Here is a 25,863-nt window from a genome sequence, read left to right as displayed (position 1 = left end):
CCGACTGTAGAAAGCGAACGACCCCGATCACTTGTCGAACTCGCTAATCTTTAGTGGTGTCATCATCGATTCCGCGCACGGGTGCGTTGCTCCCCATCTCAAACGGGCTCCCGATCCAGAACCTCATCGAGCAGATGGGGCGGGGAGTGCTCACCGTGCTCCACGCCGCGCCGCGGCCGACGTCGCTGCTCGGGGTGACCTACTACGACACCGACATCGGCGAACAGCAGCTCGCGGGGCAACTCGTGATGCTCACCGCGCACGCCGAGCTGGGACCCGACCGGCTCGACGCGCTGTGCGCACAGCTGCGGACGGCGCAGGCAAGCGGGATCGTGGCGCGGGCGGCGCAGGGCCCCGAGGGCGCAGGCCTCGTCGCCGCGTGCGCGCAGCACGATCTGCAGCTCCTCGGGCTTACCTCCGCGGTGGGGTGGCGCGAGTTCGACGCGCTCGTGAGCCGGCTCCTCGGCGAGCACGGCGCCGGGTTGCAGCTCGGCACCAACTCCGGCGACCGACTGTTCTCGCTCGCGAACTCGGTGGCGCAGGCGTTCGGCGGATCCGTCGCGATCGAGGATCACCGCCGCAACATCCTCGCGTACTCGGCGCTGCCCGGGCAGGCGATCGACAGCCTGCGCGCAAACGGGATCCTCACCCGCCGCACCCCCGACGGGCCGCTCAACGAGGTGCGCTACCGGCAGGTGTTCGCCGCCGACGGGATCTCGCGCTTCCCCACCGAGAACCAGTTCGCGCCGCGCGCCGCCCTCCCCCTGCGCGCCGGCAGCATCCCGCTCGGATCCATCTGGGTGATCGACCCGAACGGCGACGACCTCGACACCCCACTTTCCCCCGAGAAGCGGGAGGTGCTGCAGAGCGCGGCGGAGCTCGCATCCGGCTACATCGTGGACGCGTGGCGCTTCGACCACGGCGACGAGCGCTCGAAGGAGACCGCGCTGCGGCGCCTGTTCTCTGGCACCCCGCACGAGAACGACGCCACCGTGCTGGGCATGCGCCCCGACAAGAACTACCTGGTGCTGGCGATCGACAGCGGCGCGGTGCTCGAGGGCGACCTCAGCGAGATCCGCACCGCCGCCTCACGACACCTGTCCGTCTACTTCCCGGGCAGCGTGTGCAGCGTCATGGAGGGAAAGGTCGTCGCGCTCGTCCCCAGCGCTGCGACCGAGCCAGTGGCGCGCTCGCTGGAGCGGCTCCTCCCCGAGCTCGTGCGCCTCACCGGCAGCGCGTGCAACTGTGGGCTGAGCGCGCCGCGCCGGCCCAGCCCGTCGCTCTCGGAGGACTACGAGCGCGCGGTGCGCGTCGCCGAGTGCGCGCGCGAGATGCGGATCGCGGTCGCGACGCCCGACGCGGTGCAGCCGCAGCTCATCCTCCGGGAGTGCGCCGACGCGCTCCGCGGCAGCGACCTCCAGCTTCCCGAGGCGGCGAGCCTGCTCGCCGAGGGCGAGGAGGAGACCCGGGTCACGCTGCTCGCCTGGCTGGAGGAGCGCGGTAGTGCGCCCCGCGTCGCCGAGCGCCTGAACGTGCACGAGCAGACCGTGCGCTACCGGGTGCGGCAGGCCACGAGCCGGCTCGGACTCGACCTCGACGACCCGGACCGCCGCCTCGCCCTTTGGCTGCAGCTGCGCCTCGCTGACGCCCCGTGAGGGTTGGGGCGGGTTTGGTGCGCGGGCTTGGCGCGCGGGTTCGTCGCGCGGGCGTGGTGCGCCCTGCTCCCCCTCGCCGAGTGGAGGTAAAAGCCCCCTTCCCTGACCGCGAAGGGGGCTCTTGCCTCCACTCGAAGGGCTCAGGCCCAGGGGTTCAGAGCTCAGAGCTCAGTGGTTCCAGAAGCCCTCGTGGTCGATCGCGGCTTCGTCTTCGATGAGGGGGCCCACCACCTGAATCTCTCGTTGTCCGCGTGCGACCACCTCGCGGCACGGCAGCGCGAACGTCGGGTTTTCCGGGTCGTCGCCGGTGAGGGACAGCAGCCGCTCCTCGCTGAGCGCGTAGACGATCTTGTCGATCCCCGTCCAGTACGCGGCCCCGGTGCACATGGCGCACGGCTCTGCGCTCGTGAACAGGGTGGAGCCGATCATCCCCTCAGCACCGAGCTCTCGGAAGGCCGCCGCAGCCGCTGCGAGCTCCGCGTGCTGGGTGGGATCCCCCTCCGGCGGGACGGAGTTGTTGCCGCGCTCCGCGACGATGTTCCCCGCGGCGTCCGTCACCAGCGCCCCAAAGGGATGCCTGCCGGCCTGACGAGCCTCGTGCCCGATCTCAATCGCGCGGCGCAGCAACCGCAATTCGTCCCCGCTCAGGGGCTGGGCCAGTGCGTTGGTCATGACGAACTCCTTACGCTCGAGGCACGACCATCGTACCCGCGGCGGCCGCACCGTGCGGGGTGCCCCGCCCGGTCTCGCCCCTGCTTCGCCCCGCCTGCCCGGTCTCGCCCCTGCCCCGCCCCGCCCCGCCCCGCCAGTCTTCCCCTCGCCTCACCTCCCCGCCACGCCCCGCCCCGCCCGCCAGTCTTCCCCTCGCCTCACCTCCCCGCCCCGCCCCGCCCCGCCCCGAGTGGAGCCAAAAGTCCCCTTCGGACCACGCGAGAAGGAGGTTTTCCTACACTCGGCTGGGGCTGGTGCGGGGCAACGGGCGAGGCCGACGCAGGGCAGGGCAGGACAGGACAGGACAGGACAGGACAGGACCGACGCAGGGACGAGCAAGGGGCGGGTGCGGGCGGGCCGCAGCGGCTACACCGCGGGAGGCCGGGCGCCACGCCCCCCCCCCGCCCGGCCTCGCTCCTGCGTCGCCTCGCCCCGCCCGCCTTCGCCCCGCCGCACCTCACCTCCCCCGAGTGGAGCCAAATGTCCCCTTCAGGCCAGGCGAAGGGGAGTTTTCTCTACATTCGGCAGGGGTTGGTGCGGGGCAAAGCAAGGCAACGCAGGGGCAGGGCAGGGGCAGGGCGGGCAAGGCGCAGTCGCGCGAGGCACCGGGCGCCGCGTGGGCGGCGCCACCCCAGGCACGCCGAGTGGAGCCAAACACCCACTTCAGCCCCCGCGAAGGGGGCTTTTGTGAACACTCGGCGGGGCGCAGGGGCGGGAGTGAGTGGGCGCGAGGCACGGCGCAGGCAGCGCCTGCGGTGCGCGCAGCACGCGCGACACGGGCACGGGCGCACGCGCAGCGCGCCCGCGCGCCCGCGCGCCCGCGCGGGGCCTCACACGGCGCGGTCGTACTCCTCGCGCGCGGCGATCACGCCCGACATGTGCGTGCGCGCCCAGGCGTCGAGCGCGCCCAGCGGCTCGCGAAGCGTGCGGCCCGCGTGCGTGAGCTCGTACTCGACCCGCGGCGGGACCTGCGGATACAGCGTGCGGTCAACGAGGCCGTCGCGCTCGAGCCCGCGCAGCGTCTGCGTGAGCATCTTCTGCGACACCCCGTCAACGCGGCGCGCGAGCTCGCCGAAGCGCAGCGGCCCCTCGGCGAGCGCCCCGATCACGAGCACCGTCCAGCGATCCCCGATTCGGTCGAGCAGCCGCCGCGTGGGGCAGTCGCGGTTGAACGGATCCCAGTGCGGCTCGGTCATGCGGCGCACCCTCCTCGGCACCTCGGCGAACGTTAGTTACCGAAAAGTGCCTACTTTCGGAAACATACTTACTCTCCTATCGTAAGTATTGGGGGCGCCAAACGGAAGCCCCGCAGATGAGAGGACAGAACACATGGCACGCATCACCGTCGTTGGCGGCACCGGATACGCCGGCGAGAACATCGTGCGCGAGGCGGCCGCCCGCGGACACCAGGTCACTGCTGTGGCCCGCTCGGTGCCGGAGGCGCCCGTCGACGGAGTGACCTACGTGGCCGCCGACGTGCTCGATGCTGCGGCGCTGGCCGGGCTGACCGGGGACGCCGAGGTCGTGGTGGGCGCGCTCTCCCCGCGCGGCGCGCTCGAGGGCAACGTGATCGGCGTGATGCGGACGCTCGCCGCCGCAGCGCAGCGTGCCGGGGCGCGGATCGGCGTGGTCGGCGGTGCCGGATCGCTGCGCGTCTCGCCCGACGGCCCCACCGTCGCGTCGACCGCCGAGTTCCCGGACGCGTTCAAGGCCGAGGCGGCCGAGATGGCGGAGGTACTGGCGGAGCTGCGCGCAGCCGACGCCGAGCTCGACTGGTTCTACGTGAGCCCCGCGGGCGGATTCGGCGCGTGGGCCCCGGGCGAGCACACCGGCACGTTCCGCATCGGCGGCGACGTGCTCCTCACCGACGAGGCGGGCAACTCCGAGATCTCGGGCGCCGACCTGGCGCACGCGATCGTCGACGAAATCGAGCGGCCGGCGCACCGGCGCCAGCGCTTCACCGTCGCGTACTGATCCGGCGCGGCTCCGGATCGCACCGATCCGGAGCCGGCCCAGCGCGCCACCGCTCGGGGCTGCCCCGAGCACGCCACGTGTGGCCGCGCTACGCGCCGGGGGCGACCAGCCGGATCCGGTTGCCCCACGGGTCGGCGGCGACGATCCCCTGCGCCACCGTCTCCGTGGTGACGCCCGCTGCGGCGAGGCGATCCGCCACAGCCGCGACACTCGCCTCGTCCGGGAGCGAGATCGTTACCGAGCCGAGCCCCACCTCGGTACTCCGGGGCCCCGCGCCGGCGCTCATCCAGGTGTTCGTGGCGAGGTGGTGGTGGTAGCCGCCCGCCGAGTAGAACAGCGCGCCGTCGGCCTCCGACACCACGCCGAAGCCCAGGGTGTCCGCGTAGAACTCGCGCGCCTCGTCGAGGTCGCCCACCTTCAAGTGCACGTGCCCCACGGTCGCGGTGCCGCGCGCCTCGTCGCCCAGGTGGTCGTCGATGAACTGATTCGGGTCGAGCGCCTCGCTCCCCATGGTCACCTTGCCGTCGACCCACACCCACTCCGAGCTCGGTCGGTCGACATACAGCTCGACGCCGTTGTTCTCCGGGTCACCGAAGTAGAAGGCCTGGCTCACCGCGTGATCCGCCGCATCCTGATAGCTGTTGGGCGCCGACTGGGCGACGCGCAGCAGAGTCTGAGCGAGCGTGGCTTCATCGGGGAACAGGATCGCCGTGTGGTACAGCCCGGCGTCTTCCGGCTGCGGCAGCGGCTCCTCGGAGCGCACGAGGCGGATCAGGGCTTCGTCACCGAACCCGAGCAGCACCTCGCCGTCGCTTTCGTCGAGCACCGACATGCCGACGCCGTCCTCGTAGAACCCCCGCACACCCGGTAGATCGCGCACCCGCAGCTCGTTCACGCCCATGGTGGTTTCCGCGGGGAGCCCGTCGGCGCGCTCGGTGGGTGCGCCCTCGGGGCCGCGGATCTCCCCCGCGACCGCCCCGCTCGCCGCCTCCGTGGAGTTTGCGCGGCTGGCGAACCACCAGATCGCACCGACCGCGAGGACGACGATAACCGCCCCGCCGATGATCGCCGCGCGCATGCGCGAGCGGCGCCGGGTTGTCTGAGTTCCTGATGGCATTCTGCTGGTTCCTTCGTGGGTGACGTGGGTGGGTGCGTTCGTGCGTGCGAGCGGCCAGCGCGGGCCACATGAGGCCCGCGGCGGGGATGCCCGGGTTAGGGCACTCGGCCCGCGAGCGCATCGCGCTCGGGCGTCTCGCCGCCGCGTTCGGCGAGGAGATCCTGCATCAGCTGAATCTCGCTGCGCTGGGCGGCAATCATGCTGCTGGCGAGATCGGTGACGACCCGCAGGTCACTGCGCGCGACGACCGCCTCGGCCATCTCGACGCCGCCCTCGTGGTGGGCGATCATCAGTTCAAGGAACCGGCGCTCGGCCGCCTCCCCGGTGAGCGAGCGCAGCTCCTCAAGCTGCTCGCGCGTCGCCATCCCCGGCATCGTGGTCGGAACCTCGGCCGGATCAACATCGGCCTCGTGGGCGGCGTGCGTGCCGCCTTCGCCCGGCACTGGCCGGTGCATCCAGGTCATCGCCGGCTCGGGTGACGCCTGCGGCAGGCCCCACACGGCGAGCCAGCCAAACATCTGGCCGGACTGCCGCGCCTGCGAGGTCAGGATGTCGTACGCGAGCAGCCGGATCGCCGGATCGTCGGTCTGATCTCGCACGATCAGGGACATCTCGACCGCCTGGTCGTGGTGCGTCTGCATGTCGCGCGCGAAGCCGGCCTCGGCGCTCCGGGTGCTCGGCACGGTCTCGGGCGTCGCGGTGACGCGACCGATCATGAGCGATCCCGCCACGAGCACGAGCGCGAGCATCGTCGCGACGAAGACGGTGAGGCCGATGCCACGCCCGCCGCGCGCCTCAGCCACTAGGCGACTCTGCCGATGCCCTCGACCGCGCCGGAGCACGAGGCGCCGGGCTCGGGGGCGTCGGCCGACTTCCAGTAGCGGTCGATGAACTGGCCCAGGCGCGGATCGCTCGGCGAGTCGAGCTCGATCTGCGCACCCCACGCGGAGGCGACGAACGGCGCCGGCAGGTCGGGGTACGGGGAGACGATCGTGTAGAGCTCCGGGATGCTGCGGCGCAGCTCGGCGATGTCCTCCTCGGAGGCGGTCTCCGGGTTGTAGGTCACCCAGACCGCGCCGTGCTCAAGCGAGTGCACGGCGTTCTCGTTCGGCTGCGGCTCGGAGTAGACGCCGCAGTTGAGCCAGGCCTGGAAGTGGTTGCCGCCCGCGGGCGGGTTCATGTCGTACTCGGCCTCGTAGTCGACCGGGGCCGGGCCCACGTGGGTGGCCGGCAGGTTCGGGTACTCCTGCAGATCGGCGATCGCGATATCTTGCGGGCGCTCCTGCGGGGTCGCCGTCGTCGCCACGAACGTGATGACGAGCGCGAGCACCGCCGCCCCGCCGACCGCGCCGCTAATGATCCCGATCCGGCGCCGGCGCTGCTTCGCGGCTTGCTCGCGCTGGTACGCCTGGACCTTCTCCGCGCGCCGGTCTGCGCGCTCCTGCTTGACTGTCTTTCGCCCAGTGGGTTCCACCACGATACGTCCCCGCCCTAGAATTGATTGTTGCGACAATCATTTCGGACGTCCCTGGGAGTTTCTTGACCCGGCCCCGGGTCAGAGGCCCGTTCGAGCCGAGCAGCATGCGGCTCGCGGGACGCGGGGGCGGCAGCGCGAGCGGACGCGCCGGGGGCACACCGGGGCAGGCAGAGGCGCGGGCGCGGGCGGCAGCCGCGAGCGCGGGCGCACGAGCGCACGCGGCGGCCCCGAGCGCGGGCCGGCGCACACCGGCGCGCGGAATCAGGCCTGGCGCTCGGAGAGCCGCTCGCCGATTTTCGCCGAGATCGCGCCCAGCGCATCGAGCTCGTCCGGGGTGAGCGCGTCGATCACGAGGCTGCGCACCAGCTCGATGTGCTTCGGGATCGCGCGAATAAACTGCCGCCGCCCCAGCGAGGTGAGGTGGGCGTTCGTCGCCCGTCGATCCTCGGCGCAGGGCAGCCGCTCGATCAGCCCGCGCTTCTCCATCCGGGTGCACACGTGCGAGAGGCGCGGCAGCGTCGCCGCGGTCTGCTCGGCGAGCTGCGACATCCGCAGCGTCGAGTCCGGGGCGACGTACAGCGAGGACAGCACCGTGAACTCAAAGTGCGTGAGCTGCGAATCGCGCAGCAGCTGCGCGTCGAGCACGTGCGGGAGCAACTGCGAGACCGTCACCAGGCCAAGCCAGGCCTGCGACTCCTGCTCGGTCATTCGCGGAGCGGTGTATGTCATTCCCCCATTTCATCACCTTTGCCGGGAAACGCGAGCATGCGCGACGCCCGGGAGCGGGCGGGGCGCCGGCCACCCGCCCGGAAGCCGCGGGCGGGTGGCCCGCGGCCGCGGCACCCTCTCCGCAGCCCAACCCTGGCCCGCAGCCCGCCCACGCGCCACCCGACTAGCGCGCCAGGAGCTCCTCACCGCTGGCGGCCGGGAGCGAGAGCGACACGGAAGTGCCCCACGGATCGTCGACGGCGATCGTGTTCCCGTCGTCGGCGAAGGCGATCCCCCGCCCCCGCAGCCGCGCGGCGACCGCGTCGAGGTCCTCGCGGCCCGGCAGCGTGATCGCCACATTGCCGAGCCCCAGCCCCGCCGCGCGCGGGCCGGCGCCCCGGCTGTTCCAGGTGTTCATCGCGACGTGGTGGTGGTACCCGCCCGCCGAGGCGAAGAGGGCGCCCGGGTGAGCGCTCGCGGTGGCCTCGAAGCCGAGCGCATCGACGTAGAAGTCGCGCGCGCGGGCCACGTCGCCCACCTGCAGGTGCACGTGACCGATCCCGCCCGACTGCCGCTCCACCGCCGCGAGCACACCCTCGTCGAGGTGCTCCGAGAGGTAGCCATTTGGATCGAGATAGAGGGTATCCATGAGGATCTGCCCGTTCTCGTAGCGCCAAGTGTCGCGGGGCCGGTCCGTGTAGAGCTCGATACCGTTGCCCTCGGGATCGGTGAAGTAGAACGCCTCGCTGACCAGGTGATCGCTCGACCCGGCGAAGCGGCTGCGCTGATCCTGCGCCGTGCGGTACACGGTGGCGGCGAGGCTCGCGGCATCGTCAAACAGGAAGGCGGTGTGGAAGAGGCCCGCGTCGCGCGGGTTCACCTCGGGGAGCCCCGGGGTGTGGATGAGGCGCACCATCGGGGTGTCACCGCGGCCGAGCACGCGGTGCACCTCGGTGCGATCGGCGCGCTCGGCGATGGGGACGAGCGCGAGCGCGTTCTCGTAGTAGCTGCTCATCTGATCGAGATCGCCAACCCGGAGCGTCACCGCGTCCATCGCAAGATCTGCGGAGAGCACGCGATCGTCGACCGTCCCCGTTTGCTGCTGTGTGTCCATCCCGCCACCGGGCCTTTCTTAGAGTGTGTGTAGGTGGCGGCCGCACGGTGCGGCCGCCACCTGGTGTACTGCGATGCCCGCGCTGCCGGATCGGCGCCGGGCTCGCACGGGGCCCTAGTTGGCGACGGCGAAGCCACCCGTCCAGGAGATCTTCTCGGCCGCGGCGAGCGTAAGCTGCAGGAAGCCGAGCGCCTCGAGCTCGTGAGCCCGCTTCAGCGAGCCGGCATCGATCGCGCGCAGCCCGCCCGCGATCACCGCGGCGGCCAGCGCGGCCTTCGCATCGCCGTCGTCGCCGGCAATGAGCACGGTGGTGCCCGAGCCGCCGACCGTGCCGGACGCGAGGGTCGCCGCAAAGTTGGTGTTGAATGCCTTCAGCACGATCGAGTCCGGCAGCGCGCGCTGGATCTCGTACGCCGCGGAGCTCCCCTCGGGGACCACGAGCGAGTCGAAGGTCTCAAAGTTGAGCGGGTTCGTGATGTCGACGACGGTCTTGCCGGCGAGCTGGTCGGCGTACGCGCCGAGGATCTCGGCGACCGCGGGGTACGGCACCGCGAGCACCACGACGTCGCCGGTGATTGTGGCGCCGGCGCCCTGCTCGTGGGAGATGTGATCGACCGCGGCACCACCCGCGGCGAGTACGCCGCCGATCGCGTTCGCCATGTTGCCGGTCCCGAAAATCGTGTACGTAGCCATGATCCTGATCTCCATTCTCGCCCAGCGTTGGGGCATTGGTTGTAGCGTTAACTAAATCATAGACCCACTTTGGTTGTAGCTGCAACTAATTTGCTAGAATTGCCGCATGACCACTCCGCTGACCCACCCCGAGCGCGTGGCGGTGGCGCGCCTGCACGCGCTCCTTGAGCTCCTCCCCACCGCACTCGACCAGCGGCTCGCCCCGCTCGGAGTCACCTCGTTCGAGCACACCGTGCTCGAGACGCTCGCTGAAAGCCCGGAGCAGCGCGCCCGCATGAGCCTGCTCGCGCGGCGCACCAACGCCACCCGGCCGCGCCTGTCTCGGGTCGCGGCGTCGCTTGAGCGACGCGGCCTCATTGAGCGCGCTCCGTGCGAGCTCGACGGCCGGGCCACCAACGCGATCCTTACCGCGCGCGGCGGCGAGACGCTGGCCCGCTCGCGCGACGCGTACGCGGCGGCGGTGCGCGAGCTGGTCCTCACCGGCCTCACCGGGCTTCCCGGCGACGGCGTCGCGCAGCTGGCAACCACCAGCTACGCGATCCTCACCAGCCTCGACGAGCGCGCGGCGGCGGATGCGGGCGCAGCGGCGGGCACCGGCCAGGGGGCCTGCGCCGCCGATCCCGCACCCGCGGCCTGCGCGGCGGACCCCGCCCCTACCCCCAAAGCGGTGCCCGGGACCTCCCCCGCCGCGGCCTGCGCGGCGGACCCAGTCGCGGTGCCCGCGGCCCCTACAGTTCGGTGACCACGCCGCCCGCCACGTGCCAGCGGCGGTCGAGCCGCACGGTGCTCAGCATGCGGCGATCGTGGGTGACGAGCAGCAGCGCGCCCTCGTAGCTTTCGAGGGCCTGCTCAAGCTGCTCGATCGCGGGCAGGTCGAGGTGGTTGGTGGGCTCGTCGAGCACGAGCACGTTGACGCCGCGGGCCTGCAGCAGGGCGAGGCCCGCGCGGGTGCGCTCCCCCGGCGACAGCTCGCCGCACGGGCGCAGCACGTGATCCGCCCTGAGCCCAAACTTTGCGAGCAGCGTGCGCACCTCGCCCGACGCGAGCTCGGGCACGAGCACCTCGAACGCGGCGGCGAGCGGCTCCGAGCCCCCGAACAGGGAACGCGCCTGGTCGATCTCGCCGATCGACACCGAGGAGCCGAGCGCGGCGGATCCGGAATCCGGCGCCTGACGCCCCAGCAGCGTGCGCAGCAACGTCGACTTCCCGGCCCCGTTGGGCCCGGTGATCCCCACTCGCTCACCGGCGTTCAGCTGCAGGGAGACCGGCCCGAGCGTGAAGTCGCCCTGCCGCACCACCGCGGCGTTGAGCGTCGCAACGACGGCGCTCGACCGCGGCGCCGCCCCGATCGTGAACTCGAGCTGCCACTCCTTGCGCGGCTCGTCAACCTCGTCGAGCCGCTTGATCCGGCTCTCCATCTGCCGCACCTTCTGCGCCTGCTTTTCGCTCGACTCGGAGGCGGCCCGGCGACGGATCTTGTCGTTGTCCGGGGCCTTCTTGAGCGCGTTGCGCGTCCCCTGGCTCGACCACTCGCGCTGCGTGCGGGCACGGGCCACCAGATCGGCCTTCTTGCTCGCGAACTCCTCGTAGTCGTCGCGCTTGTGCTGGCGCACGATCGCGCGCTCCTCCAGGTACGCGTCGTAGCCGCCACCGAAGACACGGTTGCTGTGCTGAGCCAGGTCGAGCTCGAGCACGCGGGTGACGCAGCGGGCGAGGAACTCGCGGTCGTGACTCACGAGGACCACGCCGCCGCGCAGCCCCTGAACGAAGCGCTCGAGACGCTCAAGGCCGTCGAGATCGAGGTCGTTGGTCGGCTCGTCGAGCAGCACCGTGTCGAAGCGCGAGAGCAGCAGGGCGGCGAGGCCGACGCGAGCGGCCTGCCCGCCAGACAGGGCGGTCATCAGCGAATCCTCGGTGACACCGGCGGCGGCCTCCGGGGTCGCTCCAGCGCCGCGCGCTGCGCCGGCCGCCGCGGGGCCGACGGCGTCGGTCGCGGCGGCCGTTCCCAGGCCCAGCTCGGCGAGCACCGCGGGGAGGCGCTCCTCGAGGTCGGCCGCGCCGCTCGCGAGCCAGCGGTCGAGTGCGGCGGAGTACACGTCGGCGGGATCCGGATCCCCCGGCCCGGCCGCCGCCGGATCGCCGAGCGCCGCGGCCGCGGCGTCCATCTCGGCCGTGGCCCGCGCGCAGCCGGTGCGCCGGGCGACGTACCCGGCGACCGTCTCGCCCTCGATCCGCTCGTGCTCCTGGGGCAGCCAGCCGACGAACGCGTCACTGGGCGCGAGATGGATCGCGCCCGCCTGGGGCTGGAGCTCGCCGGCGAGGATGCGCAGGAACGTGGATTTTCCCGCTCCGTTCACGCCCACCACGCCCACCACATCGCCGGGCGCGACGGTGAGATCGAGGTCTTCGAAGAGCGTGCGGTGCGCGTACCCGCCCGCGATCGCCTGGGCGACGAGGGTTGCAGTCATGCCTTAAGCGTAGGGCGCGCGGGGCGCCGCCGCGCACGCGAGGCCCAGCCGCCGCGCACGCGAGGCCCAGCCGCCGCGCACCTCAGACCCCGCGCTCCTCCGCGATCGAGTTGCCGCCATCGACCACCAGCAGCTGCCCGGTCACGTACGAGGCGCCCGGGCTCGCGAGGAACGCGACCGCTTCGGCCACCTCGGCCGCGGTCCCCGAGCGGCCCGCCGGCGTGGCCTGCCCCATCGCGTTCTCGTGCGCTGTGGCGGAGCCGGTGGCGATCCACCCCGGCGCGACCGCGTTGACGGTGATCCCGTGCCCGGCGGTCTCCACCGCGACCGCCCGCGTGAGCCCCACGAGGCCGGCCTTCGCCGCGTGGTACCCCACATCGCCGCGGTACGCCTGCACCGGCCCGGACAGTGACGCGACGGTGACGATCCGCCCGCCGCCGAGCTCGCGCATCCCGGGAATCGCGCGCTGCACCATGCGGAAGGCGCTCGTGAGATTGCGGTCGAGCGCGTCGGCCCACTGCGACGCGGTGATCTCGTCGATCGGCGCCGGCTGCTCGGGATCGCTCACCGAGGTCATGCCCGCGTTGTTGACGAGCACCCCGACCGCGCCAAACTCACGCTCGGCCACGGCGAAGATCTCCTCGGCCCCGGAGTCGAGTGTGAGATCGGCGACCACGCCGCGGGCCTCAACCCCCAGCTCGGCGAGCTCGCGCACCCGGTCGTGGATGCGGTCGCTCGTGGCTGAAACCACGATGCGCAGGCCGCGCCCGCCGAGCAGTCGCGCGGTCGCGAAGCCGATCCCGGTCGCGCTCCCCGCGCCCGTGATGATCGCCGTGTGAGTGTGTGCCATCGCTGCGTATCCTTCGGTGGGGAACGGTTCCTGGGCCTACCGTAGCGCGCCGCTACTCCGCCGGTGGGCGGCGGCGCTGCTGCTTAGTCTGCGAGCGCTGCCCCTTCGCGGCGAGGCGCCGCTGGTTCGAACCGCGCGTGGGCTTCGTCGCGCGGCGGCGCGGGCCGTCTGGGGCGAGCGCCGAGCGCAGCACGTTGCCGAGCTTCTCAAGCGCGATCTCGCGGTTGCGCAGCTGCGAGCGCATCTCGGAGGCGGACACCACCACCGAACCGCCCACCAGTCGCCCGGCGAGGCGCTCGGTGAGTCGCGCGCGCTGCGCGTCGCTGAGCACGGCGGAGTCGGCGAGGTTCCAGCTGAGTTCGACCCGGCTGTCTGAGGTGTTGACGTGCTGCCCGCCGGGGCCGGAGGAACGCGAGAACCGCCACCCCAGCTCCGCGGCGGGGATGGTCAGCGCGCGGCTCACCTCCAGATCCATGCGACAAGCCTCCCACAGTCGGGGCGCTCCGGGACGGCGGGGTGGACGGGTGGGGGCGGGACGGGTGAGACGGGCGGGTGAGCACCGCGGCCGGGCCGAGCGTCCGCCCGGCCACTCGCGCGCCAGGCCGAGCGGTTGCCCGTGCACACGGCCGCCCGTGCACACGGCAGCCCGGCAGCCCTGCCGCCCGCGCGGTCCCGCTCAGACGGCGACGGGCTCGCGCTGCGGCATTGCCGCCCGCGGGATGCGCGCGGTGACCGCAATCATCAGCGCGCTCGCGAGCACGCCGAGCACCCCCATCACGGCGGCGAGCGCGGGTGTGCCGCCGAGGTCGAAGACCTGCGCGGCGACGGTGGGGCCGAGCGCGACGCCGAGCACGTAGACGGCGTTGACGGCCACGCTTGCGGACCCGTCCGCGCGCATCGCCGCCGCAATCCCGAAGATGACCGGCAGACAGAGCCCGAAGGCGAAGCCCCACACGATGTAGCCGCCGGAGAACGCTGCAACGTTTGGCAGCACCAGGATCAGGATCTTCCCGAGCAGGCTGAGCGCCAGCGCGAGGGTGAGCGCGCCAACGCGACCGAGCCAGCGAGACACGGCGGGGGCCACGAGCGCGCCGACGAGCCCGGCGAGGATCGCGATCGCGTACAGGTTGAGCACGAGTGCGGATCCGGACTCGCCGAAGAAGCCGATGCCGATCACCTCAGAGATCCCGATCACCCCGTCGTCGGTGACCGCGAGGATGCCCATGCCCGCGGCGAGCAGCCACGCCTGGCGGCCGGCACGGGCGGCGCTCACTGGCTGACCGTCCGTGTCGGCCACGCGCGGCGCGCTGGGGAGCCACCGTGCGGTGAGGAGCACGACGACGCCCGGGAGGCCGATCAGCAGCAGGATCGTCTCGATCGAGGTGCCGATGATGGGCACGAGGAAGTAGGCGACGGCCACGATGAGCCGGTTGAAGATCATGGCGATGTTGGTGGAGCGCTCGGGCTGCGGGGTGGCGGAGATCGACGCGGACGCCGCGGCGAGCGCCAGGCCCGAGCCGACGCCGGCGACGAGCAGCAGCGCCCCGATCACGGCGGGCGTGGGGAACGCGATCCCGATCCCGCACACGACGATCAGGAGGATCGCCCCGAGCATCGCGAGCGGCACGCGGAAGCCGCGCCGCACGAACGGGCGAACCGCGAGCACGGTTGCCGAGTTGAGGAGCGTCATCCCGGTTGCGAGCAGCCCGGCGAGGGTGACGTCCATGCCGAAGTCGTTGACCAGGCGCCCGATCACGCCGGGGATCAGGTTGGCGGGGAGAAATGCATAGACCCAGACGATGATGATGCTCGAGAGCGGCTTTGTGCCCGCGGCGGGCCTGAATTTCGGGGTGGTCATCGATACTCCTCGGTGAGTCGGTGGCGGTGGTGGGTGTGTTGCGGGAGCGGGGATCAGACTCGCGGGGCCCGCAGGATTCGATCCGCGGCGTCGGTGCCGGTGCGGATCGCCCCCTCGAGCGTCCCGGGGAAGTCGACGCTGACGTCTCCCCCGACGATCTGCAGCGCGGGGGTGGCCGCGGCGAGCGCGGCGGGCAGCGCCGCGTTGCGGGCTGGGTCCCCCGGGCGGGGAACGAACCAGGTGCCCCGCGCCCACGGTTCGGCAATCCAGTCGTGGCGCACGTGCTCGCGCACGGTCGCGCCCGGGAGGTACGCCTGGACTGCATCGTGCAGTTCGGCCGGCGTGGGGAGCCCCTTGGCGCTCGGCGCGAGGGCGACGGCGAGCATTCCGCCGTCGGGAAGGCGAGCCTCCGAGCGGAAGTAGCCGAAGCTCCCCTCCGACGCGAAGACGCGGAAATGCTCGGCGACGCCGTCGAGCACGAACCAGTCCTTTCGCGACGCACCGGGGTGCGGCGCGGCGGCGAGCTCGGTGAACGCGGCCGGCAGCGGGAGGTCGATCCGGATCCCGCCGAGCGTGTTGCGCGGCACGGCGAGGATCACGTCGGCGGCCTCCCAGATCGAGCCGCTCGCGGTGCGCACCCGGAGGCGGGCCTCGGAATCGGGGTGGTCCGCTGGGGCCGCCCACACCTCGGTGGCCGCGTGTCCCAGCAGGATCCGGGCCCCGGACCGCTCGGCGAGGGCGGTGACGAGCGCGCGCGTGGTCCCGGCGATCTGCGTGGCGTAGTGGTCCGGGTTGTTGAGGTCGTCCTCGTCGATGAGCAGGTGCGTCGCGTCGATCGCGTCGAGCGGGGCCCCGGCGAGGTAGCGCTGCGTGGCGGCATGCCAATCGCGGGCGAACGGCGATGCCGGCACCGCGGCGAGGGCCTCTGCCGCGGTGAGCGCCCGTGGGCTCCGCTCGATCGCGTCGCGCAGCGCCGCGATGGCCGCGCGAAGCTGGGCCGCCTCCGCCCCGGCTGCGCGGTCGCGGGCCACGACGCCCTCCGCAAGGTGCGTGACCGGGGCCGCCACCTTCGGGGACTCGGTGGTGGCGATCCCCAGTTCGGTGAGCAGGGCGAAGCTGCGCTCGAAGCTCGGGAGCAGCCAGGTGCCGCCCATATCGATCGCGCGGCCGGCGGCGGGCCACTGCATCCCGTAGCTGCGGCCGCCCACGCGATCCGCGCCGTCGAGCACCGTCACCGCGCGGCCGGAGTCCCGCATCCGGTCCGCGGCGGCGAGCCCCGCGAGCCCCGCCCCAATGATCAAGACGTCCGTGTGATCGGTTGGCTGCTGCTGCATTGCATGCTCCCTCGCGTGCTCGACCCCGTTGTGCGGCTGCCGGATCCCGGCCTGATCAATATATCTTCAATCTGTAGATAATCAAGGTCACGCGAAGATTTTCTGGTGCCGAACAGCGCCCGGCGGTCAGGCAGACGGGTCACACGCGTGCTGGATCAGCTCGCCGACCCGCTCGCTGAGGCGAGCCCGCAGCCCCTCCGGCGTCGCACTCGTGCTCCCCGCGATCGCGCGCGCGAGCGCCGTCGCGCCGTGCTCTTCAAGCACCGCCGGGTCGAGGATCGACTGCAGCGACGAGTACTCGAACACCGCCATGAAGATCGCGTACTCAACGTCGAGCATCAGCGTGAGCGCGCGCTGATCCGGCAGATCCTCGGCGATCGCCCGCCGCAGAAACGTCTCGTACATGGCGATCGTCGCCGGGTCGTTGATCGGGTGCTGGAAGAACTCCCAGATGTTCTTCGCGAGCGGGGTAAACACCTCCGCGTAGCGGATCGCAAACGCGGTGACGCCCGCGACGAACGGCACATCCGGGGCCAAACAGTCGAGGTTGATCCGCGAGATGCACACCGCGCGGGCGGCATCGACAATGTCCGAGACCCCCCGAACGTGGTGGTACAGCGTCTGCGAGCGGACGTCCAGCCGCGCCGCGACGTTCGTGATCGTCAGCTTGTGCGCGTCCGACTCCCGCAGAATTTCGATGGCCGCGGCCCCGATCATGGCGCGGTCGGTGACGGGGCGGTCGGCGCGCGGCCGTCCCGGAGCGCGCCGCTCGGGCCCGCTCACGGCGCCACCGCTCCGCGTCGGCGACCAGCGGGCGCGCACGACGGGCCTGCCGCCACGAGATTCGCTGTCACGCCCCCAGAGTAGTGGATGCGGAATCCGCCCGGGCGGGCGGGCACCGCGGGGCGGGCAGCCGCGGACCCGGCCGCTCGCGCGCCCGGCCGCGCGGCCGCCGCTACTCCTCCGCCGCGAGCGGCAGCGCCCGATCGCTCACGAACGCGCGAGCGCTGCCGTCGACCGGGTCGGCGAAGCGCAGCTCGCTCGCGAGGAGCTGGAGCGGGGTGCTGAAGTCGTCGATGGCCACGTCCTGCACCACGGGGTAGAGCGGATCGCCCACGATCGGGATCCCGAGCCCCCACAGGTGCATGCGCAGCTGATGGGTCTTGCCCGTGCGCGGGGTGAGCCGGTAGATTCCGCGCGGCGGCCCGTCGCCCAGCGCGCGCTCCTCGGCCGCGCTCAGCGGCCGTTCGAGCTCGACGAGCGATTCGGCGTTCGGCTCGGCGGCCGAATCGACCGCCGCTTGCAGCACGCCGCGCGTCTTGGTGAGGTGGTTGCGCACGATCGTCGGCAGGTCCAGATCAGCCCGGAGCGCCGCGACCGCGCGGTACGTCTTGGTCACCTCGCCGTGCATGAACATCGACTGGTACGCGCCCCGCCAGCGCCGCTCCGTCGCCATGATCAGCAGGCCGGAGGTGATCCGGTCGAGCCGATGCATCGGGGTGAGCTCGGGCAGCCCGAGCTCGTCGCGCATGCGCACCACCACGCTCTCGCGCACGTGCTTGCCGCGCGGGATCGAAGACAGGAACGGGGGCTTGTCGATCACCACGATCCGCTCGTCACGGTGCACCACGCGCACCGCGCCGGGCACCGGGGGCTCCTCGCGCAGCTCTCGGTGGAACCACACGAAGGTGTGCGGCCGGTACGGATCGGTGGCGAGCACCGGCGCCCCCGACTCCGTGACGAAGCGCCCGGCGGCAAGAAACGCGTCGACGTCGACGTGCGCTCCCACGCGGGTGATCAGCCAGTCGCGCATCAACGCCCAGGGCCGGGGCGCCCCCTTGTCTTTGTCCTCCGTGCACAGCCAGGCGGCGTCGAGTCCGTGGCGCGGCGGCAGCGGGGAACGGGGAGGCACCCGACGAGCCTACCCCGCGGCGCGGTCCGGCCCCGGCGTGGCGGTTGAGTGGCTATGGATACGTAGAACAGGATGTCAGCATGGGGTATTCAGGTCGGGTCTTAGTGATGGCCGCGGCGGTGGCGCTCTCAGCCGGACTGGGTGGTTGCGCGGCCGAGCCAACAAACCCCACCGACGCTGTTTCAGCGTCCGGTGAGCAAGAAGCTACGTCTGAGGAGAACACCGCAAGAGAGGTGGAATCTGCGCGGCAAGACGCCGGCGCCGAACCGGTCAACGCTCCGATCGTGTTCCCCGAGTGTGATTCAGCGAACCCACTCGCAGCCGCAGAGAGCACGGAGTTCTACGAATCAATCGACACCGACGTGTCCCATCTCACCGGCTCCACGGACCTCGAGACGTTCCAGCGCCTCACGGGGCCCGCCGCGCAACTCGCTATGGAACAGGCGACCAACCTCCGCGGTTGTGGTTGGCCACTGTATCTGGCGGGCCATCGCGTCGAGCAGTACACGTCCCACTTGCCGTCCGCTGCAGAAGAGGCCTTCGTGGGGAGTCTCCGCGATTCGGACTATGTTGAGTCCGCGATCGGGCGCACGAAGGTGTTCACGCACGTCGTTGACGACCCTCAGAGGTACCGGATGACTGGATCCACCACGATTCAGCACATGTTCTTCGACGGCGTCTGGATCTCAATCTTCGAGACGGGAAAATCTGACTATTCCCAATCAGCGCTCGACGCGGTGCTGGCACTCAACCCGTCCCTCGCGCCGTAGCCCACCCACCGCGGCCTAGTGGGTCACGATCGCCTTCGCCGCGATGATCACCATGCCGAACGATGCCGTGGCAACCGCGCCCGCGAGGCGCACCCAGAGCACTGCACCCTTGCGCGCGTAAGCGCGGTAGCCGAGCAGCGCGAGCACCGACACGCACACCCACAGGGCCGCCCAGGTGGCCGCAACGTCGCCGATCACGCCGAGCGCCCCGAGCAGCAGCGCGGCGGCCGGGGGCAGGGTGGAGACGATCAGCCCGTGCGACTTGTGCATCGCCTCCGAGATCGACTCGCGCACGGTCGCCGGGCCGCCCGCGGGCGTGGCCGTGCCGTGCGTCGCGACCGCACCGGCGTAGACGTGCGCGAGCCAGAACACCACGACCGTGACCCCGGTGAACAGCAGCGACTTCCAGGCCGGCGCCCCGGCGCTGCCCGACGCGGCGATGAGGCCGGAGACCAGGATGAGCCCGTAGACGCCCTCCTCGGTTGCGAGAGCGCGGGTGAGGGACGCCTGTGGATTCATGCTCATAATTCTAGGAGAGTGCGACGCGGTGCCTGTGCACGGAGCCGCCGCCGGATCAGCGCTGGCGCGTGATCGCGGCGACCGTGTAGCTCTGGTCGAGCACCTCGGGCGCCGGCTCGTACATGCGCAGCACCGGCCTGAACGCCCCGGCGGGTGCTGGCAGCCAGTTTGCGCGGGCGCGGGGATCCGCGGGCTCCGCGTGACTCATCGTGATCACGAGCGATCCGTCCGCCTCGTATTCGAGCCCGGGCGTGCGGTCGCCGATCGAGAACCGTCCGGCCGGGTTGGGCACGAGGTAGTAATCGGGCACGTCGTACATGGTCAGCGACCAGAACGCGCCGACGGGCGGTGTGGGTGCCAGGTGCAGCGTGTAGCTGTTGCGGCCGTCGAGCGGCTCGCCCTGGTCGTCAACGTAGGTCGCGATGTACGCGGCCTCGAACGCTTGGTTGCCCCACAGCCCACCGAGCGCGGCCCCGGCGCGCTGCACGATGCGGCGCTGCGGGTCCGTGATCTTAAACGCGGGATCGTCGATCGAGCCCACCTCGAAGTAGTCGAGGTTGTAGTCGAACGAGTGGTAGGCCAGGTTCCAGCCGTTCACGAGCGCGTTGCCGGCACCCGAGGTGAGGATGTGCTCGAGCGCGGCCTTCCCCGCGGCGTACCCTGAGTCGCGGCCGGCCTCGTCGCTCGCGTCGAGCGCGGCGAGCGTGCCCGCGAGCAGTGCCTCGTCGCGCGGCGCCGGCGGGAACTCCCGGCTCCACAGCCGGTACTTGGCCCAGAACTCACCGGCCTCGGTCGCAGTCGCCCCGGACGCGGACTCGGCCGCGGGCAACCCGAGCGGCGCGGCACCCGGATCCTGCGGGGTCAGCGTGGTCGCGTCCTGCAGCGCGTGCACGGCCGCGAGGTCGGCGTCGCCGTCGACGGCCCAGCGCCCCACGATCGACGCGACGCGGGTCGGCACGCGAACGACGGTCGCTCCCGCGGGCGCGGCCCCGCCCCAGTCGCTCGGCACGAGCAGGTACTCCCCCGCATCGCTGCCGGTGGCGCGGTGCCCGATGTAGGCGAAGTTGTCGGTCCAGGCGTTCACGAACTGCAGCACGAAGTAGCGGCCGTGCGTGGCCGGCACCCTGAGCAGGATCGGGCCGACGCTCATGTCGAGCTGCGCCATCGAGTAGACCGTGTCGTTGTTGATGGTGACGAACTTGTCTTCGGGGCCCGCGAGGGTGCGCGCGTGGCTGAACGCGTTCCACGGCGCGGCCGGGTTCTTCCCCACACCGGTCGAGACGTAGCGGGCGACCTGATCGAGGTTGAACACCAGCGGGAACCCGTACAGGTAGGCGGTGGTGAGATCCTGCGGTGCGGCGGACATGTGACTCCTTGAAGTGATGGTTGCGGACGCAGCGAGTGGGCGGCTAGAACGCGCCGAGACCCTTGCCGATGACGTTTGCCCCGAGAATCGCGAGGAGCACGGTCATGATGACGGAGTTGTTGACGGTGAGCCAGGCGCGGATCCCGGCGAGCGCCTTCGCCGCGGTCTGGGGCGCGAACAGCGCGAAGAGCACGGGGACGAGCACGCTGAGCGCGGCGATGACGCTGAACACGAGGATCGTGGCGATCAGCGCGCCGGCGTCGAGGCCACCGTGCCCGATCTCGGTGCCGGCCGCGGCTGCGACCAGCAGGTTCTTCGGGTTCACCGCCGCCAGTGCGAACGCGAGGCCCGCGGCGGGGAGCGCCCGCATCTGGTCGATCTTCGACATCCACGCCGGCAGCTCCGGGGTCTCGCCCGGGGCGGGGCGGGAGCGCCACTGGCGCCAGCCAAGGAGCAGCAGGCCGAGGCCGAGCACGATCTGGATGGTGCCGAGGATGGGCCGCGAGTCGCCGGATCCGCCAGCGGGGATGACGCCGGCGAGCAGGGTAAACACGGTCGTGGCCACCACGATCCCCACAAACCAGCCGACGAGGAACGCCAACCCCATGCGCGTCGAGCGCGGGGACATCAGCATGAGGATCACGGCGATGATCGGGATCGGACTGACGGCGATAGCCGTCGCGTTGGTGAGAGTGGCGCCGATAATTTCAAGCACGGGGATCGATCCTTTGTGATCGTAACGCGGTGGTGGGTCGCTCAGGACCCGAGAAGCTGCTGCTTTGCCTGCTCGAACTCCGCGGCCGAGAGCAGACCCTGCTGCTGGAGCGCTGCGAGCTGCTGCAGCTGGGCGACGAGGTCGGTGCCGGCGGGCGCTGGGGCGACGGCCGGCGCGGGGGCCGCGGCGGCTGGCGCGGGGGCGGGGGCCGGGGCGGGGACCGGGGCCGCCTGCGCCTGCGCGGCGACGGCACGCTCGTGCTGCCGGCGCGCGACGGCTCCGCTCACTGCGGTGGCGGTTCCGGCGACCACCGCGGTGCGGGCCGCCATCCCGAGGAGTCCGGGGCGTCCGACACGACCAATGAATGCCACTACGCACGCTCCTTCGGGTCTGCGCCCTCGGGCGCGTGTGCCGGTGACCCGGCGGGAGCTGCGGCGAGCGCCGCAGCAACGAGATCGTTCACGGCCGGGGCCGGGATCAGCGCGACGTGGGCTACGCGGCCGCCGGCCTGCGCGAGTGCGGCGGAGAGCGCGGTGGCCCACCGCATCTCGAGCGCGGCGAGCGCGACGCCCTGCCCCGGCGCGAGGCCCGCTGCCGCGTCCTCGATATCGTCCTGACCGATGAGCCCCTCGGCGACGAGCCCGGAGCTCGCCCCGAGCCGCGCGTCGAGTGCCGCAAGGTCGGTGAGCTCGGTCACCCGGAGCCCACCGTCGGCGAGCCGGCCGACGACGACCAGGTCGACGAGGCGCACCTGGCCACCGGCGTCGAGGGAGTTGAGAGCGGCGAGCACGCTCGGGTCCGCCTCGGTGCCGTCGAACTCGACGATGAAGAGCTCGATGGGGCCGAGCGCGAACGGTGCGGGAGTCACGGCGGTCACGCGGCGTCGATCGCGGGGAAGGTCCAGGATCCGTCAAGGATCTCTGGGCGGGGGCGGTACAGCCGCACGAGGTAGTTCCACCCCTCGGGGAGTGGCAGGTGGTTGGGCGCCGCGGGGTCGCCGCCGAAGCGCACGGTGATCGACCCGTCGGCGTCGCGCACCCCCGTCACGCTGTTCACGCTGTAGGCGCCCAGCTCGTTTGGCTCGAAGAAGCCGTCAGCGTTGTAGAGCGAAATTGACCAGAAGCCATCGACCGGGACGTCGCCGACGGTGAGGGTGTACTCGCCGACCGGCAGGCGCGGCTCGACCTTGATGTACGACGCCTCAGACTCGGGAAGTCCGCCCCAGCCCACGGCTGCGCCGAGCAGGTGGCGCACCGGGTCGACGTCCTCGCGGCGCCCAAAGCACCGCTCCATGCCGCTCAGTCCGCGGGCGAGCACGAGCACCGCGTCGCGGGTCTCGGTGAACGAGGCCTCGTCGACGGGCGCGGGCGCGAACTGGCCCCCGGCTCCGGAGCTGAGGCCGAGCTGATCCTGCAGCCGGTTCACCTCGGCCACATCGGCCGGGTCCTCGGGGTTCACGAGGATGCGCGCCGCGGCGCACACGAAGTCGCTGCCGAGCTCTTCGGCGGTCAGCTCGTACGTGCCTGCCTCGTGGAGCACCCGGTTGATGTAGTGGTCCTGATTAACGAGCATGATCGAGATGTAGCGGCCGCCCGCCTCCGGAATCGTGATCGTGGCCCCCTGGCTCACGTCCACAATCGCGGCACTGTACAGCGTGTCGCGGTTCATGCGGATCACGGTCTGCTGATCGATCGGGGTGGGAACGCGGTAGTGGTTCCACACGTTTGACGATCCGGCAGCCGCGGCGATCCCGGCGAACATGCGCTCGCTCTCGAATCGCGCGAAGTTTTCGAACGTCACCGTGACGGGAGAAGTGTGCATGCCGCCATCATGGCCCGCGGCGGCGGCCGGCGCATCATCCACGATTGGTGATCTCCGCGGGTGTGCGGCGCGGCGGACGCAAGACGCCGCGCACGCGGCGCCGGTATGCGGCGGGTCAGCGCGGGCCGCGACCCCGCCGGGCCCCGTCGCGCTAGTGCCGCAGCTTGACCGCGTCGCGCCGGTTGGTGACCCCGAGCTTGCGGTAGATCGCCCGCTGGTGTGTGCGCACGGTGTTGACCGACACGAACAGGGCGGCCGCGATCTCGCCGGCCGTCATCGGGGTGCGCAGGTAGCCGAGCACTTCGCGCTCGCGCTCCGACAGCGCTGCGCCGAAGGCGCCCTCCGAGCCGTGCTCAAGCTCCGCGAGGCGCGCCGCGATGAACTCGGCGTGCTGCGACCCGGACACCGCGTGCGCGGCGAGCAGCTCGCGCAACCTCGGGTCGGCCGACACGAACGGCTGCAGCACCTCTTCCCGCGCGGCGATCCCGAGGGCACGCTCGATCCGCCGGTGTGCGCGGTTCGCGTCGCCCGCCCGGTGCGCGATCAGCGCGGCGCAGGTCTCGGCGGCCACGGCCACGTAGGAAACCGAGCGCTCACCCGGGGTGAGCCCGGCGAGGAAGTCCATTGCGAGCGCCGTGTCGCCCGCGGCCCGCGCGAGTTCCGCGGCGATAATCCGCACGATCGGCACGTTTGCCTCACCGCGCAGCGGTGCGAGCGTCTCGATGACCCGCGCCGGCTGGTCCTGCGCGGCAAGCAACGACGCGCGCGCGATGGCCCCGTACACCGGCCACGGCATGCCGTGCGTCTCGGTGCGTCCGATCCCGCCAAGCTGCGCCTCCGCGTCGAGGATGTCGCGCGGGTTCTTGCGCGCCGCCGCGATGACCGCGAGGAACACGCGCCCCAGCGCGGCATAGGACACGTCGTGCCCGCCGTGGCCGATCAGCTCGCGGAACGCGGCGGCCGACTCGTCGTAGCGCCCGCGCCAGAACGCGCAGAACCCGACCGCGAACAGGCCGATCCCCCCGTCGTAGTGCGCCCAGTCGTCGGCGGGGTCGTCGTGAGCGAGCGTGGAGCCGAGCAGCTGGTCCGCGTCGGTGAGCCGGCCGGCGAAGCTGAGCGCGAACAGCAGGTTTGAGGCCGCCCGCTTCTCCAGGATCGGCCGGCGCAGTAGCCGCGCCTCGTTCATCGCGGTCTGCAGCAGGCGCGTGGCCCCCACCGGGTTGCGCCGCAGCCGCAGCAGGGTCCAACCGACGAGGAACACCCGGTAGGCGTGCATCGTCGTCTCTGACTCCCCGGCCGCGAGGAGCCGTTCGGCGTCCTCGGTGGCGCGGGCGAGGCTCTCGTGATCGTCGAGCAGGAAGAGGCGCGCGAAGGCGTAGGTCGCCGCAAACTCGGGGTCGCCCTCCCCCAGCGCGACCGCGCGCGCTGCGAGCATGCGCGCGCCCGGCCGGTCGCCCACGAGGTTGAGGCAGCAGGCGCGGATCGCCAGCACCTCGGGGCTCTCCGCGAATTCGGCGGGCAGCGACAGGCAGCTCTGTTGCAGCGCGTGCGCGCCTGATTCGAGCATCAGGCGGATCCACGAGGAGCGCACGATCGAGAGGGTCAGTTCGGCGTCGTCGACGAGCGCGGCGTGGAGCAGCGCCTCGGCGGGAAAGCGGGCGGCGAGCGCCCGCGCCGCGATCGCGTTGAGCGCGGCGGCGCGCTCCGCACCGGTGCGCGCAACGATGCGGCGGCAGGCGTCGGCGAACGCGTCGTGCCAGCGGTACACGGTGCGCTCCGTGCCGCCGGCGCCGTCGGTGATCCGCTCGAGGAACAGCCCGGACGAAACGCACTCTTCGAGCAGCGCGGCAGCGCCGTCCATGCCGCTCAGCGCCGCGGCGAGGCCGCGGTCGAGGCGGTTGCAGGTGGTCGCGGCGAGCACGAACTCGCGAGTGCGCGGCGCCAGCGCCGGCAGCACGTTTGTGTCGATGAAGTCGACGAACAGGCCGTCGCGCCACGCGGCCTCCGGGGCGCCGTTGAGCGCGCTGAGCTGGCGCATCTGGAAGGCGATCGGCCAGCCGTCCGTTGCCGCGCGTCGTGCCTCGGCCGCCGCTGGATCGAGCTCCTCGCCACGCAGCACCGCGTCCTGCATCACCTCGGCCGTTGAGAGCGAGAGCTCCACCGAGGTGACGAGCGATCCAGGCCGCGCCACGATCCGCTTCGCGAACCACGGCAGCAGTTCTGGGCGCCCGGCGACCGCGAAGCGCGTCCCGCTCGCCGCGAGCCCGAGCAGCAGCTCGACAATCTCCCCGAGCACCGGCCCGGCGTGATGGGCATCGTCGATCACGATGGTGGGCGGCACTGGCAGCGCCGCGACCGCCGCCGCGATCCGCCCGTACAGTTCGCGCGCGTCAACGGCCTGGTGGATCGGCGCGGCGGCGCGCACCTCGACCTGGGTGGCCCGCGACGTCAGAGAACCGCTGAGCCGCTCGATCGCGGAGACGAGGCCGAGCAGGATCAGCCGCTCGTCGTTCAGCTCGTGCCGGGTGAGGGTGAGCCAGGCGACCGGCGCCGCGCTGTCCTGCGCGAACGCGCTCAGCAGCACGGTCTTGCCGTACCCGGAGGGGGCCGAGACCACCACGAGCGCCGAGCTCTCAAGGCTCTCGCCGAGCCGCGCGGAGAGCCGCGGCCGCGCGGCGATACCGGGGATCGGCTGCGGCGGCGTGGTCAAAAACCAGGATGAGCGCAGCCAGGACTCGGGCCCCCTGGTTTCCATTGCCACAGAGTATCAGCGTGGCCAGCCCCGTCATCACTTCTTGATG

At 71.9% G+C, this 25,863-nt stretch carries 26 protein-coding genes; 4 read left to right on the top strand and 22 right to left on the bottom strand.

From position 1 onward, the window contains the following. Positions 1-56: 56 nt before the first annotated feature. Positions 57-1,655 carry a PucR family transcriptional regulator gene (locus tag EV139_RS00710; protein ID WP_130452408.1) on the top strand — a complete coding sequence of 533 codons (1,599 nt, stop codon included), beginning with the start codon at positions 57-59 and terminating at the stop codon, positions 1,653-1,655. A 168-nt stretch (positions 1,656-1,823) separates the two neighbouring features. On the opposite strand, the gene EV139_RS00705 is transcribed toward EV139_RS00710, so the two are convergent. Further along, a complete protein-coding gene (locus EV139_RS00705; RefSeq protein WP_130452407.1) occupies positions 1,824-2,327 on the bottom strand; it encodes a nucleoside deaminase in 504 nt (167 codons plus the stop codon). 869 nt (positions 2,328-3,196) lie between these two features. Continuing rightward, positions 3,197-3,562, bottom strand: coding sequence for a winged helix-turn-helix transcriptional regulator (locus EV139_RS00700; RefSeq protein WP_130452406.1), 366 nt, complete (start codon positions 3,560-3,562; stop codon positions 3,197-3,199). 133 nt (positions 3,563-3,695) lie between these two features. On the opposite strand from EV139_RS00700, the gene EV139_RS00695 reads away from it, so the two are divergent. Continuing rightward, positions 3,696-4,340, top strand: a complete 645-nt coding sequence (locus tag EV139_RS00695) for an NAD(P)-dependent oxidoreductase (RefSeq protein ID WP_130452405.1) — start codon at positions 3,696-3,698, stop codon at positions 4,338-4,340. 88 nt (positions 4,341-4,428) lie between these two features. Here EV139_RS00695 and EV139_RS00690 read toward each other — a convergent pair whose 3' ends face one another. The 6 genes from EV139_RS00690 to EV139_RS00665 form a co-directional block, all read right to left on the bottom strand. Beyond that, the gene (locus tag EV139_RS00690) at positions 4,429-5,457 is read right to left on the bottom strand and encodes a VOC family protein (RefSeq protein ID WP_130452404.1); all 1,029 of its coding nucleotides are present in this window, start codon (positions 5,455-5,457) and stop codon (positions 4,429-4,431) included. Positions 5,458-5,552: 95 nt separating this feature from the next. After that, complete coding sequence (locus tag EV139_RS00685) at positions 5,553-6,260, bottom strand: DUF305 domain-containing protein (RefSeq protein WP_241988928.1); 708 nt, start codon at positions 6,258-6,260, stop codon at positions 5,553-5,555. Beyond that, the gene (locus tag EV139_RS00680) at positions 6,260-6,934 is read right to left on the bottom strand and encodes a DUF3105 domain-containing protein (RefSeq protein ID WP_198677397.1); all 675 of its coding nucleotides are present in this window, start codon (positions 6,932-6,934) and stop codon (positions 6,260-6,262) included. The genes EV139_RS00685 and EV139_RS00680 overlap by 1 nt, the downstream gene beginning before the upstream one ends. 261 nt (positions 6,935-7,195) lie before the next feature. Further along, positions 7,196-7,663, bottom strand: a complete 468-nt coding sequence (locus tag EV139_RS00675; protein WP_237465655.1) for a MarR family winged helix-turn-helix transcriptional regulator — start codon at positions 7,661-7,663, stop codon at positions 7,196-7,198. A gap of 163 nt (positions 7,664-7,826) precedes the next feature. After that, on the bottom strand, positions 7,827-8,756 hold the full coding sequence (locus EV139_RS00670) for a VOC family protein (RefSeq protein WP_130452403.1): 930 nt from the start codon (positions 8,754-8,756) through the stop codon (positions 7,827-7,829). Between the two features lie 114 nt (positions 8,757-8,870). Beyond that, positions 8,871-9,449, bottom strand: coding sequence for an NADPH-dependent F420 reductase (locus EV139_RS00665; protein ID WP_130452402.1), 579 nt, complete (start codon positions 9,447-9,449; stop codon positions 8,871-8,873). A 106-nt stretch (positions 9,450-9,555) separates the two neighbouring features. Here EV139_RS00665 and EV139_RS00660 point away from each other — a divergent pair, with 106 nt between their 5' ends. Beyond that, positions 9,556-10,191 carry a MarR family winged helix-turn-helix transcriptional regulator gene (locus EV139_RS00660; RefSeq protein ID WP_130452401.1) on the top strand — a complete coding sequence of 212 codons (636 nt, stop codon included), beginning with the start codon at positions 9,556-9,558 and terminating at the stop codon, positions 10,189-10,191. Here EV139_RS00660 and EV139_RS00655 read toward each other — a convergent pair. The 7 genes from EV139_RS00655 to EV139_RS00625 form a co-directional block, all read right to left on the bottom strand. After that, positions 10,178-11,917, bottom strand: coding sequence for an ABC-F family ATP-binding cassette domain-containing protein (locus tag EV139_RS00655; protein ID WP_130452400.1), 1,740 nt, complete (start codon positions 11,915-11,917; stop codon positions 10,178-10,180). The genes EV139_RS00660 and EV139_RS00655 overlap by 14 nt on opposite strands. An 82-nt stretch (positions 11,918-11,999) precedes the next feature. Continuing rightward, the gene (locus tag EV139_RS00650) at positions 12,000-12,767 is read right to left on the bottom strand and encodes an SDR family NAD(P)-dependent oxidoreductase (RefSeq protein WP_130452399.1); all 768 of its coding nucleotides are present in this window, start codon (positions 12,765-12,767) and stop codon (positions 12,000-12,002) included. 52 nt (positions 12,768-12,819) lie between these two features. Then, on the bottom strand, positions 12,820-13,242 hold the full coding sequence (gene arfB, locus EV139_RS00645; protein ID WP_130452398.1) for an alternative ribosome rescue aminoacyl-tRNA hydrolase ArfB: 423 nt from the start codon (positions 13,240-13,242) through the stop codon (positions 12,820-12,822). A gap of 201 nt (positions 13,243-13,443) precedes the next feature. Further along, positions 13,444-14,625 (bottom strand): MFS transporter, encoded by a 1,182-nt coding sequence (locus tag EV139_RS00640; RefSeq protein WP_130452397.1) that lies wholly within the window; start codon positions 14,623-14,625, stop codon positions 13,444-13,446. A 53-nt stretch (positions 14,626-14,678) separates the two neighbouring features. Further along, positions 14,679-15,959: a flavin monoamine oxidase family protein gene (locus tag EV139_RS00635; RefSeq protein ID WP_130452396.1), complete on the bottom strand. Its 1,281-nt coding sequence runs from the start codon at positions 15,957-15,959 to the stop codon at positions 14,679-14,681. 126 nt (positions 15,960-16,085) lie between these two features. Continuing rightward, the gene (locus tag EV139_RS00630; protein ID WP_130452395.1) at positions 16,086-16,742 is read right to left on the bottom strand and encodes a TetR/AcrR family transcriptional regulator; all 657 of its coding nucleotides are present in this window, start codon (positions 16,740-16,742) and stop codon (positions 16,086-16,088) included. A 172-nt stretch (positions 16,743-16,914) separates the two neighbouring features. Next, positions 16,915-17,871: a pseudouridine synthase gene (locus tag EV139_RS00625; protein WP_130452394.1), complete on the bottom strand. Its 957-nt coding sequence runs from the start codon at positions 17,869-17,871 to the stop codon at positions 16,915-16,917. An 80-nt stretch (positions 17,872-17,951) separates the two neighbouring features. On the opposite strand from EV139_RS00625, the gene EV139_RS00620 reads away from it, so the two are divergent. Next, complete coding sequence (locus EV139_RS00620; protein ID WP_130452393.1) at positions 17,952-18,641, top strand: hypothetical protein; 690 nt, start codon at positions 17,952-17,954, stop codon at positions 18,639-18,641. Positions 18,642-18,656: 15 nt separating this feature from the next. Here EV139_RS00620 and EV139_RS00615 read toward each other — a convergent pair whose 3' ends face one another. The 7 genes from EV139_RS00615 to EV139_RS00585 all read right to left on the bottom strand — a co-directional run bounded on the left by EV139_RS00615 (position 18,657) and on the right by EV139_RS00585 (position 25,817). Beyond that, positions 18,657-19,160: a hypothetical protein gene (locus tag EV139_RS00615; RefSeq protein WP_237465658.1), complete on the bottom strand. Its 504-nt coding sequence runs from the start codon at positions 19,158-19,160 to the stop codon at positions 18,657-18,659. A 55-nt stretch (positions 19,161-19,215) separates the two neighbouring features. Continuing rightward, positions 19,216-20,526 carry a DUF1254 domain-containing protein gene (locus EV139_RS00610; protein ID WP_130452391.1) on the bottom strand — a complete coding sequence of 437 codons (1,311 nt, stop codon included), beginning with the start codon at positions 20,524-20,526 and terminating at the stop codon, positions 19,216-19,218. A 43-nt stretch (positions 20,527-20,569) separates the two neighbouring features. Next, the gene (locus EV139_RS00605) at positions 20,570-21,241 is read right to left on the bottom strand and encodes a GAP family protein (protein WP_130452390.1); all 672 of its coding nucleotides are present in this window, start codon (positions 21,239-21,241) and stop codon (positions 20,570-20,572) included. A gap of 41 nt (positions 21,242-21,282) precedes the next feature. Then, complete coding sequence (locus tag EV139_RS00600) at positions 21,283-21,612, bottom strand: SHOCT domain-containing protein (RefSeq protein ID WP_241988927.1); 330 nt, start codon at positions 21,610-21,612, stop codon at positions 21,283-21,285. After that, positions 21,612-22,118 carry a DUF6325 family protein gene (locus EV139_RS00595; RefSeq protein WP_130452389.1) on the bottom strand — a complete coding sequence of 169 codons (507 nt, stop codon included), beginning with the start codon at positions 22,116-22,118 and terminating at the stop codon, positions 21,612-21,614. The genes EV139_RS00600 and EV139_RS00595 overlap by 1 nt, the downstream gene beginning before the upstream one ends. Continuing rightward, entirely contained in the window at positions 22,115-23,062 is a 948-nt protein-coding gene (locus EV139_RS00590; protein ID WP_237465660.1) for a DUF1214 domain-containing protein, read from the bottom strand. The genes EV139_RS00595 and EV139_RS00590 overlap by 4 nt, the downstream gene beginning before the upstream one ends. 151 nt (positions 23,063-23,213) lie before the next feature. Beyond that, entirely contained in the window at positions 23,214-25,817 is a 2,604-nt protein-coding gene (locus EV139_RS00585; protein ID WP_130452388.1) for a helix-turn-helix transcriptional regulator, read from the bottom strand. Between the last annotated feature and the right edge of the window lie 46 nt (positions 25,818-25,863).

The organism is Leucobacter luti, from assembly GCF_004217175.1.
In the GTDB taxonomy this organism is placed as follows: domain Bacteria; phylum Actinomycetota; class Actinomycetes; order Actinomycetales; family Microbacteriaceae; genus Leucobacter; species Leucobacter luti.
The sequence above is the reverse complement of the archived record's forward strand: the minus strand, read 5'-3'. Positions and strand labels throughout refer to the sequence as shown.

Bases quoted from the DNA above. Each gene is read 5' to 3' on its own strand.
- EV139_RS00665 (WP_130452402.1), bottom strand. From the start codon at position 9,449: ATGGCTACGTACACGATTTTCGGGACCGGCAACATGGCGAACGCGATC.
- EV139_RS00620 (WP_130452393.1), top strand. From the start codon at position 17,952: ATGGGGTATTCAGGTCGGGTCTTAGTGATGGCCGCGGCGGTGGCGCTC.
- EV139_RS00655 (WP_130452400.1), bottom strand. From the start codon at position 11,917: ATGACTGCAACCCTCGTCGCCCAGGCGATCGCGGGCGGGTACGCGCAC.
- EV139_RS00610 (WP_130452391.1), bottom strand. From the start codon at position 20,526: ATGTCCGCCGCACCGCAGGATCTCACCACCGCCTACCTGTACGGGTTC.
- EV139_RS00660 (WP_130452401.1), top strand. From the start codon at position 9,556: ATGACCACTCCGCTGACCCACCCCGAGCGCGTGGCGGTGGCGCGCCTG.
- EV139_RS00705 (WP_130452407.1), bottom strand. From the start codon at position 2,327: ATGACCAACGCACTGGCCCAGCCCCTGAGCGGGGACGAATTGCGGTTG.
- arfB (WP_130452398.1), bottom strand. From the start codon at position 13,242: ATGGATCTGGAGGTGAGCCGCGCGCTGACCATCCCCGCCGCGGAGCTG.
- EV139_RS00590 (WP_237465660.1), bottom strand. From the start codon at position 23,062: ATGCACACTTCTCCCGTCACGGTGACGTTCGAAAACTTCGCGCGATTC.
- EV139_RS00635 (WP_130452396.1), bottom strand. From the start codon at position 15,959: ATGCAGCAGCAGCCAACCGATCACACGGACGTCTTGATCATTGGGGCG.
- EV139_RS00690 (WP_130452404.1), bottom strand. From the start codon at position 5,457: ATGCCATCAGGAACTCAGACAACCCGGCGCCGCTCGCGCATGCGCGCG.
- EV139_RS00695 (WP_130452405.1), top strand. From the start codon at position 3,696: ATGGCACGCATCACCGTCGTTGGCGGCACCGGATACGCCGGCGAGAAC.
- EV139_RS00700 (WP_130452406.1), bottom strand. From the start codon at position 3,562: ATGACCGAGCCGCACTGGGATCCGTTCAACCGCGACTGCCCCACGCGG.
- EV139_RS00670 (WP_130452403.1), bottom strand. From the start codon at position 8,756: ATGGACACACAGCAGCAAACGGGGACGGTCGACGATCGCGTGCTCTCC.
- EV139_RS00585 (WP_130452388.1), bottom strand. From the start codon at position 25,817: ATGGAAACCAGGGGGCCCGAGTCCTGGCTGCGCTCATCCTGGTTTTTG.
- EV139_RS00640 (WP_130452397.1), bottom strand. From the start codon at position 14,625: ATGACCACCCCGAAATTCAGGCCCGCCGCGGGCACAAAGCCGCTCTCG.
- EV139_RS00615 (WP_237465658.1), bottom strand. From the start codon at position 19,160: ATGAATCCACAGGCGTCCCTCACCCGCGCTCTCGCAACCGAGGAGGGC.
- EV139_RS00650 (WP_130452399.1), bottom strand. From the start codon at position 12,767: ATGGCACACACTCACACGGCGATCATCACGGGCGCGGGGAGCGCGACC.
- EV139_RS00675 (WP_237465655.1), bottom strand. From the start codon at position 7,663: ATGACATACACCGCTCCGCGAATGACCGAGCAGGAGTCGCAGGCCTGG.